General features: G+C 70.5%; 7 protein-coding genes. All 7 read right to left on the bottom strand.

Translation table 11 applies throughout. The features are described from left to right. Nucleotides 1–130: 130 nt before the first annotated feature. The 7 genes from TBR22_RS25695 to TBR22_RS25665 all read right to left on the bottom strand — a co-directional run bounded on the left by TBR22_RS25695 (nucleotide 131) and on the right by TBR22_RS25665 (nucleotide 13,679). Complete coding sequence (locus TBR22_RS25695) at nucleotides 131–4,081, bottom strand: Ig-like domain-containing protein (protein WP_239490703.1); 3,951 nt, start codon at nucleotides 4,079–4,081, stop codon at nucleotides 131–133. A gap of 280 nt (nucleotides 4,082–4,361) precedes the next feature. Continuing rightward, nucleotides 4,362–7,046, bottom strand: coding sequence for an ABC transporter permease (locus tag TBR22_RS25690; RefSeq protein ID WP_239490702.1), 2,685 nt, complete (start codon nucleotides 7,044–7,046; stop codon nucleotides 4,362–4,364). Beyond that, on the bottom strand, nucleotides 7,043–7,384 hold the full coding sequence (locus tag TBR22_RS25685; RefSeq protein ID WP_239490701.1) for a PadR family transcriptional regulator: 342 nt from the start codon (nucleotides 7,382–7,384) through the stop codon (nucleotides 7,043–7,045). The genes TBR22_RS25690 and TBR22_RS25685 overlap by 4 nt, the downstream gene beginning before the upstream one ends. Before the next feature lie 167 nt (nucleotides 7,385–7,551). After that, complete coding sequence (locus TBR22_RS25680) at nucleotides 7,552–8,505, bottom strand: polysaccharide deacetylase family protein (RefSeq protein WP_239490700.1); 954 nt, start codon at nucleotides 8,503–8,505, stop codon at nucleotides 7,552–7,554. Between the two features lie 248 nt (nucleotides 8,506–8,753). Next, nucleotides 8,754–10,184 carry a cytochrome c gene (locus TBR22_RS25675; RefSeq protein WP_239490699.1) on the bottom strand — a complete coding sequence of 477 codons (1,431 nt, stop codon included), beginning with the start codon at nucleotides 10,182–10,184 and terminating at the stop codon, nucleotides 8,754–8,756. A gap of 5 nt (nucleotides 10,185–10,189) precedes the next feature. Next, complete coding sequence (locus tag TBR22_RS25670; RefSeq protein ID WP_239490698.1) at nucleotides 10,190–11,500, bottom strand: NADH:flavin oxidoreductase; 1,311 nt, start codon at nucleotides 11,498–11,500, stop codon at nucleotides 10,190–10,192. A 223-nt stretch (nucleotides 11,501–11,723) separates the two neighbouring features. After that, nucleotides 11,724–13,679, bottom strand: coding sequence for a hypothetical protein (locus TBR22_RS25665; RefSeq protein WP_239490697.1), 1,956 nt, complete (start codon nucleotides 13,677–13,679; stop codon nucleotides 11,724–11,726). Between the last annotated feature and the right edge of the window lie 109 nt (nucleotides 13,680–13,788).

The following is a 13,788-nucleotide window of genomic DNA, read 5'->3' as shown; positions in this document are numbered from 1 at the left end:
CCCATCCCGTAGGCGCCGGTGTGACCAGCGCGAGGCGTGGCTCGTCGAGCACCCGGGCGGCAATGGCGGCCGCGTGATCCCCTCGATCCTGCCGAGGGCGGATCACGCGGCTCCGACTTCCGTGCGTGTGCTACTGCAACGGCGTTGCCGGGAGGCTCACGCCACTGCGCCAGGCGCCGGTGCCGAAGGTCCAGTAGATGGACTGCTCGGCCAGGAACGGCACGCTGTTGAGGCCCTCGAGGGTGGCGCTGAAGCGCCTGCCGTCGGCGGTCGGGAAGTGCGTGGCCGCGTCGATGGTGAGACGACGCCCGGCGGCGACCGTCAGCGTCGCCGAGACCGGCGCCGTGCCGTCCTCGAAGGCGAGCGTCACGCGAACCTGCGCGTCGCTCGTGCCCGGGTTGGCCAGCAGGAGGTACGTGCTGGCGCCCTGCTCGCCGCCGGCGACGCCGTCGCCGATGGCATACGCGGTATGCAGCGACTCGGTCCCGGCGCTGCCATGGCCTTCTTCCCAGGTGCCGGCGTCGGCATCGGTGGACCACCACATGGCCCGCTCGGCGACGATGTCGACGCCGTTGGTCACGTGGACGTGCATGCCGAAGCCGGCCTGCGGGGCCCACGCGGCCTCGTCACTCACCGGCACGGTCACGCGTCCGTACGGGGCCACGACGTGGGTCCGCACCACTTCGGCACCGCTCTCGGGCAGGTACCGCACCTGCACCTCGGCGACGGTCGCCGTCGGGTTGGCGAGCAGCAGGAAGGTGTTGAAGAGTGGTCCGGACACGCCTTCCGCGAAGTACCAGTCCTGGCCCGCGGTCGGAGCGCCGACGGAGGTCTCGCCGGCCTCGAACAGCGAGCCCTCGGTGATGTAGGTGGCGCGCTCGGCGACGATCGGCAGCGAACTGCGCACCACCATGCCGAAGCCCTGATCGGCCAGCTCCGGACCCTCCCTGTTCACCCACACCGTGTAGCGTGCATGCGCCGGCACGAGGTGGGTGCGGCTCACGCGCGTCCCGGCCGCCGACACGAGATACTCGATCTCGACGGTCGCCGGCTGGTCGGCCGGGTTGGTCAGCAGCGCGAACGTCTGCAGGTTGGCGTGCGTGGCGCCTTCCGCGAAGTACCACGTGGGCGAGAGCTGCACGCCGCGCTCGGCGGCCGCGCCGATGCCCTGCTCGTTCCAGGTGATCGTGCGGTTGATGACCACCGCCTCGTCGGCGTCCACGCGCATGCCGAAGGCGTGCCCCTGGATCCCGGCGATGGTGCTCGTGTCGACGGTCGTGCGCGCGCCACCGGCGGCCTTCACCAGGTGGTGCACGACCGTGGCGTCATCGAGGTAGAACGTGATGTTGATCGCTGCCTCGATGGGCGAGGGGTTGTACAGGTTGACCCACGTGCGGAACGGCACCTGCGCGTTGCCCTCGGCGAAGTAGCGCACCGATCGGCTGTCCGGATGGGTGTTGCTGTCGTACTCCTCCTTGTTGGTCCGGCCGTCGCCATCGGGATCGGCGTTGGCGTCGCTCGGGTCGTTCGGATCGGTGCCGTAGAACTCCTCCCACACGTCGGGGATGCCGTCGCCGTCGGTGTCGGTGGTCGGGGCCGTCGGATCACCCGGGTTGGTCGGGTCGGGCGGCGGCTGGTTCGGGGCAGTCGGTTCGGTCGGCGGCGCCGGGTCGGTCGGCCGCTCGTACGGCGTGTAGGCGTGCACCAGCGTGCCCTGACCCCCCGGCAGGATCAACTGGACGTCCAGTGCCGAGCCTGCCGGCAGCGCCGGCGTGACCGCGCTGACCACCGAGTCGGACTCGACGACCACGGCAGGAGCCGGGACGCCGTTGATGAGCACCGTCGGCGCGACGGCACGGGCGACGCGCGCCGTGTCGGACGGAGGCGCTGACAGCGTGAAGCCGCCGCCGAAGATGCGGATGTTCACGCCACCCGGCGCCGGGCCGGTGGCCGGGTACAGGCGTGTCACGTAGAAGGGCGGAGGCGTCACACTGAACGTGAAGGTCCGCTGCACGGTCGTCGTGCCGTCGTTGACGGCGACGGTGATGGTGGCCACGCCCTGCTGGCCGACCGTCGGCGTGAGGGTGAAGGTCGCCGTCGAGCCGCCACCGTAGGTCACGGTGCCTGCCGCGCCGATGCCCGGCGCGCTGCTCGCGGCCGTCACCGTCAGCGTGTCGCTCTCACCGCCGCCGGCCGAGATGCCGGTCAGCGTGATGGTCTGCGGGCCGGCAATCCACATCACCGAGACGTTGGACGGCTGGACCAGCGTCGGCGAGTCGTTGACGGCCGTCACGTTCAGCGTCACCGTCACGGTGCCGCTGTCGGCGCTGCCGTCGGTCGCCTTGTAGGTGAAGCTGTCGGTCCCGTTGAAGTCGCCACCGGGCGCGTAGGTGAAGCTGCCGTCGGCGTTGAGCACGACGGCGCCGTGCGCGGCGCCGCTGACCAGGACGGCGGCGAGCGGGTCGAGGTCGCCGTCGGTGTCGTTGGCGAGCACGCCGCTGGCGGCGTTCACCGTGAGCGTCGCGTCCTCGGCGACGGTGTAGCTGTCGGCGGTCGCCGTCGGCGCCACGTTGGGCACGAACACGTCGTTGTCGGCGGCGCTGTTGTTGGCCGGGTCCTGATCGGTGGATCCCCCCGGGGCCGCGATGCTGGCCGCCATCGACAGCGTGCCGGACAGGCCGGCCACCGTGCCCGTCAGGGTGTAGGTCACCGTGCCGTTGGCGGCCAGGGTGACGGTGTCGTTGATCGGTCCGGTGCCGCCGGCCGCGCCGCAGGCGCCGCTGCCCGACGCCACGCACGTCCACGACACGTTGATCAGCGTTCCGGGAGGCGTCGCGGTCACGGTTGCGCCAGTCACCGTCGTGCTCGACAGGTTCTGCGCCGTGATCGTGTAGGTGGGCGTCGCGCCGTTGCCCACGCCGTTCGCCCCGTTGTCGACCGACATGCCGAGGTCGATGAGCGTGTCGGCGGTGACCGTCGAGTTGACGAGCGGCCCGAGCAGCTCGGGTTCGCTCGTGCCGGAGATGCCGTAGTTGCCGGCGCCGATCACCGTCCCGTTGGCCACCGCGCCGACGTTGACCGTCACCTGAAAGCTGTAGGTGGCGCCGACGTTCAGCGTGCCGATGTTGCAGGTCACCACGCCACCCGACTGCACGCAGGTCGCGCCCGGATCGGACAGGCTGGCAAAGGTGGTGTTGTTGGGTACGGCAAAGCGGATGACGCCGCTGGACAGCGACGCCGTGCCCTGGTTGCGCGCAGTCACCGTGTAGGTGAGGGGGCTCGACGCATTGACCTGCGCGGGGGCCGTCGCGACGACGCTCGGGCCGGGGATGGACGATCCGAACGCGTCGACGTACACCCAGCCGGCGTGGCCACCCTGGGCGCAGCCGGCCGCGATCGCCTCGAGCTCGATCACGTCGCCCACGGCGAGGGCCGCGTTGCCGGGAGCGATGTCGGCGACCTGCCAGTCGGTGAACTTGTACCCGCCCGAGACCTGCCACGGCACGCCGGGTTGGTTGGCATAGGCGAACGACTCGTACAGGGTCGTGCCCCGCGACACGTTGCGCACCTTGATGAAGAACCAGGGCTGGTCCATCGGCGCGTGGTTCGGATCCTCGAGGACGGGCGCGAAAGCCAGGCGGACGTGGACCTTGCCATCCAGGCTGTCGACGTCGCCGGGCTGCACGGTCGCCTGCTGCTTCAGGACGTTGGCGTTGTTGCTGTCGCCCAGGTAGTTGATCACCGCCGCGTAGTCGCCAAAGCGCGGCACCATCAGCGCGCCCCCGGGTGCGCTCGCCGTTTCGGCGACCGCCACCGACAGGGGGCCGCCTCCCGGGCTACCGACCACGGCCGTGCGGTCGACCTCCCCCCAGCCGGTCTGGCGCTGGATGCTGGCGCCCGTGTACGGCGGCGCGCCCGTCAGCCCGGGATTGGCGAACTGCTCCTTCGTCCAGCTGGTGAGGTCGCCGGCTTCGAAGCCGCCGTTGGTGAAGAGGGCCAGGCCCACACTGGTCCAGGTCGCGAGGGCGGCGAGGACGACTGCGGTCCGCCACCGTCTTGTCTGCAGGAATCGGGGATGCATGAGGAGTCTCCGAGCGAATGGCAGAGACCATTCGCCACGTTCCCTCCAATCGGTCTCTCAACCGTCGAGCTGGAGCGAAACGAGGCACACGGAGGCCCACGAATTCCGACATCCCGTGGCATGCCATGCCAAGGGGTATCCATCGATACCCGTAAGCATGCCGTGACATCAGGAGAATGGCGGATGTGAGTAGGGAACACGGCACGAGGACCGCCATCGTGCCGATGGCGGCCCCCGCGCGGCAGCCCCTGGACCGCTGCCGGGCCGAAGCGAGGAGGGCTCAGTCGCGGAGAGCCACGGCCGGGTTCGTCCGCGCGGCGCGCCACGCGGGGAGCGCCCCGGCGATGCCGGCGGTGAGGGTCAGGATGGCGGCAGCCCCGGCCAGCGTGCCCGGATCGCTCGGCTCGAGTCCGTGCAGCAGCACGCGCACGGCCTTGCCGGCCCACAGCGACATCGCCAGGCCCGCGCCGATGCCCAGCACGACCAGCACGGCGATGCGACGCAGCACCAGTCCGAGCACGCGCTGCGGGGTGGCGCCCAGGGCCAGGCGCACGCCGATTTCGCTGCGGCGCCGGCTCACCGTATAGGCCGCGACGCCGTACAGCCCGACGACGGCCAGCAGCAGCGCCAGGCCGCCGAACAGCCCCGCGACCGTCGCCACCAGTCGCTCCTGCGCCAGCGCCATCTGCACGTACGACTGGTGGGCCACCACGCGCGTCGTGATCCGCGGGTCGGCGCGGTCGAGCCGCGCGGCAATCGGGGCGACCAGCGCCGCGGCGCCGTCGCCACGCGCCCGCACGCTGATCGCCACGAACGTCGGCGCCGCGCCCTCGGTCTGGGTGAACGGGATGAACACCGTGGGATCGACCTGCCGGCGCAGGTCGCGATGGTACGCCGCATCGGCGACCACGCCGACGATCTCGCGCCCTTCCGAGTACGTCTCCGGTTGCCCGACGAGGCCCTCGCGGACGCGTCGGCCCAGCGCGCTGCCCACGCCCACGAACCGGCGGACGAACGCCTCGTTCACGATCATCACCTTCGGCGCGTCGGCTGCGTCGGCTGGCGTGAAGTCACGGCCCTGGCGGAGCGTCATGCCGTATGTCGCGAAGAACCCGTCGCTGACCCCGTTGGCCCAGGCCATGCGCTCGCGCCCCTCGCCGCCGACGTCGGCGCCGTCCACGTCGAGGATGGCCGTGTTCCAGCCTCGTCCCGAGATTGGCGCCAGCGCGGCCAGCGCGACGCTGTCCACGCCCGGCACCTGCGACACCTCCTGCCGCAAGCGCTCGAAAAGCACCGCCCGCTCGGCCTCCGGCACGCTGTCTGGCTGCAGCGTGACGTCGGCCACCACCACTCGTCGGCTGTCGAGTCCGAGCGGGCGCGTCGCCAGCTTCGTGAACGTGCCCACGAGCAGCCCGGCCAGCACGACCAGGGTCAGCGACAAGGCGATCTGCCCGAGCACCAGCACCTGACCGAGGGCCTGTGATCGGTCGCCGGCGACGGCGCGTCCCTGTTCCTTCATCGCCTCGTCGGGCGCGCACCGCGTGGCGCGCAACGCCGGCACGAGCGCGAACAGCGGCGTGACCACCCCCGCGACCGCAACCGCGAATCCCACCAGCCGCCAGTCCAGCGCCACGTCCAGCACGGGCGTCGCCACCGTGGAGAGCTGCGACACGATGATGCGAGCCACCCACACGGCAAAGACCAGCCCGAGGCCGGCACCGAGCAGCGACACCATCGTGCTCTCGATGACGAGCTGCTGCACCAGGCGACGGCGCGACGCCCCGAGCGCCAGCCGCAGGCTCATCTCCGCGCGACGGCTGTTTCCTCGCGCCAGCAGCAGATTCGCGACGTTGGCGCACGTCACCAGGAGGACGACCGTGGCCGCGCCCATGAGGACCCACAACGCGTCGCGGTAGCGTCGCCGGAGCGGCGACTGGCCCTGCGAGGCTTCCACGACTCCGAGTGGCGCCTGCAGGTAGTCAGGATTCGGCGTGCGCGTGGCCTCGCGGATGGCCGGCTGCATCTGCCGCAGCACCGCGCCGACATCGGCCGGGGTCTGCGTCGGCTTGCGGCGGATGGCGACGCTGAGCCACCAGCCCCGTCGTTCGTCGAGGAGCGACCCCGAACCGCGCAGCAGCGGTTCCGTGCCGAACGGGATCGCCACGCTGAACGACCGGCCGACCTCCGGACCGAAGAACGATCGAGGCATCACCCCGACGATGGTGAAGGGGACGCGCCCGATGGTGATCGTGCGGCCGAGCACCTCCGGATCGCCTCCGAAGGCCCGCTCCCAGTAGGCGTGGCTCAGCACGGCGACCGGGCCGTGCGTGCCGCCGCGGCGGCGGTCGTCGGCCATGGTCACGGCGCGCCCCAGTTGCGGCGACACGCCCAGCACATCGAAGAATTCGCCCGACACGAACAGGTTGGGCTCTCGCGTGGCGATGTCACCGGCTCGCGTCACCTGCTCGTCGGCGGCCCAGGCGGCCGCCCCGTCGAACTGGTCGGCGCGCTCCCGGATCTGCTCCCAGATCGGGTACGTCCACGAATCGCCGTCGAGCAGCAGCAGGCGGTCGGCGTGCGCCACCGGGAGCGATCGAAGCAGCAGGTGGTCGACGATGGAGAAGATGGCGGCGTTGGCGCCGATGCCCAGGGCGAGCGAGAGGACCGCCGTGGCCGCAAACACCGGGTTGCGGCGCAGCAGGCGCAAACCATGCGCCGCGTCGCGTGCGAGATGCTCCACCCACGCGAGCCGGCGCTGCTCGCGCACGGCCTCCTGCACGGCGGTCACGCTGCCGGCGCGAGCGTGCACCCGTCGGCGTGCCTCGTCGGGCGGCACGCCCGCGGCAACGTGCTCCTCGAACTGCAGCGCCGCCAGGCTCTCGAGTTCCTCGCGCAGCTCGGCGTCGTGGGAGCGGCGCGCGAACAGCCCGGCGATCCGGATCGACAGGACGCGGAGCCGCTTCACGCGCCACCGCCTTCACCGAGGAAACGGGCCATGATCGCCGTGGCCTCGGCCCACTCCCGCGAGGCCCGCGCCATCTCGGTCCGGCCGCGGCGTGTGAGCGTGTAGAACTTCGCTCGCCGGCCGTTCTCCGACTGCCCCCACTCCGATGAGATCGCACCCTCCTGCTCGAGCTTCAGGAGGGCCGGGTGCAGCGTGCCGTAGTTGACCGAGAGTCGATCGCCGCTGGTCTGCTCGATGCGGCGTGCGATCCCGTACCCGTGCTGCGGACCGAGCGCATCGAGGGTGCGCAGGATCATCAGCGCCAGGGTGCCCTGCCAGACGTCTGCCTTGGTTCCCATGCCTGCTCCTATGGTTTGCCCATACTAAAGGTGCTTCGTATGGGAACGCAATAGGAGCGTGAGAAGTTCCCGGGCTCTACTGGGGAACTTCCCGCCTGCAATGCCGGGAACGCCGAAGGGGCGAGGTCGGACGACGGCCGGCATGGCGAAGGCCGCCGAGCGTCCTCCTACCGCCTGCGCTGCAGTTCCCGCAGCGCGCGCCAGCCGATCCGCTTCACGCCGCGCGCCTCGAGCAGCGTCCGCACCGACGCATCGTCGGTGAACAGGTGGTACTCGCTGTCGCGCTCCTTCCAGCTGCCGGTGATGTGCTGCATCTCGTCCCCCGCGATCGCCGGGTGGATGTACAGCTCGGTGACACCCGGCTTCAGCTCGGCGATCATCCGCTTCCAGTACTCGTCGACCGGCTCGCCCGGCTTGCGCTGCTGGTGGATCAGGTAGTCGGGATAGATCGTGCCGTCGGCGTCGAGCTCGCCGCGAAGGTGCGCGCCGCCCAGCTTCGCGAGCAGGTCCTGGTTGCCCATCCGGATCGGGAGGTCGAACTCCCTGGCGAGCTTGCGGTACACGGCATGGAAGCGCATGTCGTACTGCAGCGCGCCCATGTGCGAGTCGAGGTGCGTCACGTCGATGCCGCGATCGAGTGCCTTGCGGATCTGCGCGCGTGCCTCGATCTCGGCCTGCGCCGGCGTCGCGTTCCTGTAGATCGGCTCGATGTCGGGCCAGAGGTAGCCCTGCGGCGTGACCAGCCCGGGCACGTCGGCCTTGTTGGCCACTGGCCCCCACTTGTAGACCTTCCACTCGCTGGTGTGGGTGAGGTGCAGCCCGAAGTCCCTCGTCGGGTTCGCGGTCGCGTAGACGGCGATCTCCTCGAACCACGGGGTCGGCACCATGATCGTGCCGCTGGTCATCAGGCCCTTCTCCATCCCCGCCTTCACCGCCTCGTTGGTCGCGTGGCTCATGCCCACGTCGTCGGCGTTCACGATGAGGACGATGTCGGTGGCGGCGAACCCGAGCCGCTCGGCCAGCGACTTCTTCGCGGCCGCCGCCTGGGCAACGGGATGGGAGGTGGCGAGGAGCAGGGCGGCGACGAGCGCGCCCGCGAGCGAGAGGACGGGACGGAGCATGACCGGATGGTAGCGGGAAAATGCCGCGATGCGGCGATGCCGGAATCGCGCAGAGACAGGGCGCGGCGCAGGCGCGCAGGCGTTGAGCGCCGGCACGACTGGCACGCACCAACGCGGCATCACGGACCGTCGCCCAGGGGCGACGGCTACGCACCAGCCCCAGCTGCCGCACCTGTGTGATGCAGGTCGACCGCGACCAAGGCCCAAGGCCCAAGGCCCAAGGCCGAAGGCCGAAGGCCGAGAGCGCCCTACAGCGTCTTCAGATACTCCAGCAGCGCGAGCTTCTGCGTCGTAGGCAGGTCGGCGCCGTAGGTGTGGCCGGTGCTGGCGTTGCCGGGCAGCGCGGTGTCGAAGCGCACGCCTTCGCGTTCGGCGTCGGGCCCCGACGACACGAAGCCGACCCGCGTCCAGTCGTACACGTCGTAGGCGCGATGGAACACGGTTGGTCGCTCCTCCGGGAACAGCAGGCTGCGCAGGTCGGGCACCGAGCCGTTGTGCAGGTAGGGCGCGCGGAGCCACAGGCCGTCGAGGGGCATGTTGGCGTAGCCCTGCGTCTTGCGGAAGTGCGAGAACGCCCACGGCCGGCCCTTGCCGATCGTGTTCATCGCGGCGGCGAGTGCCGGCGTGAACGAGTCGAGGCGCTGTCGATCGGTCGCCACCTCCTCGACGGGGGTCACCTGGCCGACCCTGGCCGTCCCGAGGTCGTGGCACGACGCGCACGCGGCCTGGTACACGCCGCGGCCCTCGGCGGCGCGGGCCGTGTCGATGCGCTCCACGGGATAGCGCGGCGCCGGGAAGTCGAGCAGCCAGTCCTCGATGCGCTTCATCGACGGCAGGTCCAGCGAGGCGGGCGTCGCGCCCGCGCCGATCGCCGCGCTCTTGTTGCGTTCCTCGACGCGATCGTTGTTGCCGTCCCAGTGCAGCCACAGCCCCTGGCGCGGCCGCTGGTTCCAGATCGACGGCAGATCCACCGTGCCGACGGTGCGATCCATCGGGACCTTCAGCAGCACCTTGTACGGATTGAACGTGTCCACGCGCCCGGGACCGAACGCCGGGCGGTCGTCGAACCAGGCGTTCTGCTTCTCGCGATCCAGGATGCCGTTGCGCGCGGCGCGCACCACGAACAGCCGGTAGGCCAGGCGCGAGAAGAACCCGAACCCGGGATCGCCCTTGCGGATCGCGTCGATCAGGCGCCCGGTCTCGAAGGCGGGACTCTTCGCGCACGCCGACAGGAACCGGCCGTAGGCCTGCAGGTCCATCTGGTTGGCTGGCATGCCGACAATCACGCGGCGCGGCGCGTCGGGTGCGTCGCGCAACGTGCCGACGTGGCAGGTCGCGCAGTTGAGTCCGACGCGGTCGCCGTTCCCCTTGCGGAAGGAGGTGCCGATCGGGCGGCCGTGCGGCGCGCCGTCGCTGATGAAGCCGATGCGCTCGTACCCCGTGCCTGGTCGCCGCGGCAGCGCGTCGGCGCAGACCTCGGGCAGCACCTTCCAGATCCGGTACGGCAGCCCCGAGTTCTCCTCGGCGCCGATCGAGCCGTACTTGAAGTGCTCGACGATGTCGGGAAACGAGGAGGCATCGGGACGTGCGGGCGTGGCGGCGCGCAGGCCGATCGTCAGCGCCAGGAGCGCGAGGCACACCATCAGCGCCGGCCGGCGACCAACCCCCGGGATCGGCATGGCGGTCACACGAACGGAGCGGGCGAGAAGACGCTCATGATCTGCGCCACCATCGCCTCGCGCGAGGCGAAGCGCGACTCGTCGTAGCACCCGAGCGGGTTCTCGACGGCGTTGACCAGACACCGGTTGCAGTACGTGCAGGGCACCGCCGGGCGGCCCCGGCCGGCCGCGAACTGCTGCACCAGGTCGGGGTTGGCGATGAGCGGGCGGGCGATGGTGACCGCGTCGCAGAACTGCTGGCGGATCGCCTCGCGGATCACCTCGGCCGACTGGAAGCCGCCCGTGCACAGCACCGGCACGCCGACCGCGGCCCTGATCGCCCTGGCGGCCGGAAGGTTGATGCCCTCGATCCTGTCGCCGCGGGCGCGTTCCCAGCGCTGTTCGAACAGCCGCTGCGTCGGCTCGAACCGGAAGAGCAGGTAGTTGCGCAGCGCGTGACTGCCGCTCGAGAGCAGCTGGTCGTAGGTCTTGACCAGTTCGTCGACCGGGAAGTCGCCGGGCGGATTGCGTGGGTGCGGGAAGTAGCTGCCCGACGACACGTGGATGGCGTCGACGCCGGCCTCGTCGAGCCACCGACACACCTGCACGCTCTCGTCAAGCGTGTTGCCGGGCTTCTCGTCGTCGTCGAGCGCGTCGTTGTGGTCCTCGGCGCTGATCTTCACCTGCAGGTGGAAGTCGGCGCCGACCTCGGCGCGGATGGCCGCCACGACCTCGAGGAGGAATCTTGCGCGCTGGCGCAACGGACCGCCGTAGTCGTCGGTCCGGTCGTTGATGCCCGAGCTGAGGAACTGCGTGAACAGGTAGCCGTTGGCGGCGTGCAGTTCCACGCCGTCGAGGCCGGCCTCGCGGGCGCGGCGGGCGCCCGCCGCGAAAGCGGTCACCGTCTCGGTGATCTGTGCCTGCGTCATCGCGACGCAGGGGAAGCCGTGCAGCGGCTCGTCGCGCTCGGTCGAGCTCCAGGCCTGCGCGAACTCGATGCCCGGGATGTCGCGCTGCCGCCCGGCATGCGAGAGCTGCATGATGAACCGGCAGTCGTGTTCGTGGACCGATCGGCCGACCGCCCGCCAGAACGGGATCCGCTCGTCGCGGTCGATCGTGGCGTAGTTGGGCACGATCCGGCCGCGGATGGTCACAGGCACGAACGACGACACGATGGCGCCGACGCCGCCGCGCGCGAACTGCGTCTCCCAGTTGATGCGCGCCTGGTTGCCCGACCCGTCGTAGTTGTCGAAGCGGCCCGAGACGTTCGAGCGGAACACGCGGTTCTTCACCGTGAGATTCCGGAACGCGAGCGGCTGGAAGATCTCGTCGGACATGGGAGCTCCGTTGACGTTTGACGTTTAACGTTTGACGTTTAACGCCGAAGAGCGAAGAGCGAAGAGCGAAGAGCGAAGAACCCATCGTCGTAGGCGTCGAGCTTCAGCTCGACGCGTGGCTCGATGCCGGGCATCGCTGACCGTCGGCCAGGGCCGACGGCTACGAACCAAGGCATGACGAAGGCCGTGACTGCAACGGCGCGGTCGGAGACCGCGCCCTACCTCACAACCGCTTCAGATACGCGATCAGCGCGCGCTTGTCGGCATCGGCCAGGCGCGTGCCGTAGTAGTGCCCGCGGTCGAGCACGAAGTCCGGCGCGACGTTGTTGCGCAGGAAGCCCCGGAACAGCGTCTCGTCCGACAGCAGGTTGAGCACGACGCGGTTGCGCACGATGGCCGGCAGCCGCGTCGGGTCGACGCGCGCGATCAGGTCGACCGGCGTGCCCGCCGGGATCTGCACCGGCTGATCGCGGCCGGTGACCTTCAGGGCGCTGGGCGTGGTGGTGACGATGATCGACTGGACGCCGAGGCGCTTCTCCGGCCAGAGGAGCTTCTCGACCGCGTCGTTGAAGGCGGCCATGCGTCCGACCACCGACGGGTCCTTGACGTACGTCCCGAGCGCGTTGTTGTGCAGGTACGGCGCGGTGGCCCACATCGACACCAGCGAGGGCGTGCGGTAGTAGCCGCCCTGCGCCACGGTGACGGTCAGCGGTTCCTCGGGCTTGCGCGGGTTGTACAGCCCGGTGATGACGCCGGCCGGCGGCAGCTGCTTGTAGGTCTCCGACGAGAACTCCTCCCACACGTGGTCCTTCTGCGCGTTGGTGGCCATCGCCCGCGCGACGTTGGTGCCGATCTCGCGCACCGAGTAACGTCGGTCGTCGGAGAGGAAGTTGTCGGCGAGGAAATCCGGTGACTGCACGGCGTCCTCGAACCAGGCCTTCCTCGCGCCCGGGTCGGCGAGTGGCGTCGGGGGCTGCTTGCTCGAGTGGCACTGTGCGCACTCACGCGCGAAGACCCGGCCACCTTCGGCGACCTCGTCCTGTGGCTCGAACAGGTAGCGCGCGCCGCCCGGCGCATCCGCGAGGTGCATCGGGCCGACGGTCTTGAGGAACGCTTCCGCGGCTTCCATGCGCGCTTCGGTGGCGCGCCAGTCCTCGCACTTCTCGCGCGCCTCGGCCATGCGGAACGGTTTCTGCGGTACGAGCCCGGCGACGGCGTCGATCCGGGTCAGCCAGATGTCCGAGCACATGCCGATGTTGACGTAGACCCGCAGCGACGCGCCGGCCACGCCGACCGAGTCGGCACCGTCCTTGAGGATGTGGTGCACGGCGCGCTCCGACCCGTCGGGCATCCGCTCCATCACGGTGGGGCGATGCGCGAGCAGGAAGATCGCGTTGATGTTGCTGGGGTTGTGCACGTGATCGGTGGCGAAGCGTGACGTGTCCGACGTGCCCGGAGGCTGCCGGTTGCCGAGGTGCCAGCGGAAGTCCTCGGGGGTCATCTTCAGGTTGAAGAGGCGCCCTTCCTCCCAGTACTGGTTGCCGATCGCCCCGGCCAGTTCACTCCACTTCGGGCGCTCCGGGTCGACGGGCGGGTTGAGCGGGTTGAAGCCGACGTGGCAGAACCCGCACGCCATGCCGATCAGGTACGGCGGTTCGATGCCCTTCGGGTGCGTGCGGTACTGCTCGGCGTTCCACCTGGCCGGATCGAACTTCGGGTTGTCGAAGCGGCGAAGGCCGACGATGCCGGCGGGTTGGCCGAACTCGGGCGGCAGGGCGTCGGGCGGGCAGGTGTCGAGCCACAGGCCGTACGCATCGGGGCCGGTCGCGGCCTGGCAGCCGGGCTGGGTGACGGCGCCCAGCTCGCGGAAGCGTCGACCGTGCCGTCGCGAGTCCACGTAGTTGAGCAGGTCGACGTTGCCGTCGGTGATCTCGGCCATGCGTACCCAGAACTTCTGGTTGCCGCCGGTCCAGAAGTACCAGGTGTCGCGCCCCTTCCGTTCGATGTCGGACAGCCGCGAGCCGTAGCCGTAGTCCTCCTCGGTGCCGTAGCGGGGCTGCGGTGTGCCTGCGGGTTGCCCGGCCCCTGCCGCCGCGGTCGGGAGCCGCGTCATCGACGTCGCTGCCGCGAGCGTCAGCCCCAGCAGCGCCGCGGTCGTCCATCCAGCCGTTCCGCCCATGCGCCCTGTCTCCTGGAAGCACCGGCCTGGGGACGGCCGGCGTATCGGGAAGAACGGCGGACGTGCCGCAACCGTACCGGGCCGGCCGATGCCGCCAGCTCGACCTGTC

The sequence above is a fragment of the Luteitalea sp. TBR-22 genome (assembly GCF_016865485.1).
Classification (GTDB): domain Bacteria; phylum Acidobacteriota; class Vicinamibacteria; order Vicinamibacterales; family Vicinamibacteraceae; genus Luteitalea.
The sequence above is the reverse complement of the archived record's forward strand: the minus strand, read 5'-3'. Positions and strand labels throughout refer to the sequence as shown.

What these genes read in the sequence shown, in the direction of transcription:
- TBR22_RS25695 (WP_239490703.1), bottom strand. Translation starts at nt 4,081, where the DNA reads ATGCATCCCCGATTCCTGCAGACAAGACGGTGGCGGACCGCAGTCGTC.
- TBR22_RS25685 (WP_239490701.1), bottom strand. Translation starts at nt 7,384, where the DNA reads ATGGGAACCAAGGCAGACGTCTGGCAGGGCACCCTGGCGCTGATGATC.
- TBR22_RS25680 (WP_239490700.1), bottom strand. Translation starts at nt 8,505, where the DNA reads ATGCTCCGTCCCGTCCTCTCGCTCGCGGGCGCGCTCGTCGCCGCCCTG.
- TBR22_RS25675 (WP_239490699.1), bottom strand. Translation starts at nt 10,184, where the DNA reads ATGCCGATCCCGGGGGTTGGTCGCCGGCCGGCGCTGATGGTGTGCCTC.
- TBR22_RS25670 (WP_239490698.1), bottom strand. Translation starts at nt 11,500, where the DNA reads ATGTCCGACGAGATCTTCCAGCCGCTCGCGTTCCGGAATCTCACGGTG.
- TBR22_RS25665 (WP_239490697.1), bottom strand. Translation starts at nt 13,679, where the DNA reads ATGGGCGGAACGGCTGGATGGACGACCGCGGCGCTGCTGGGGCTGACG.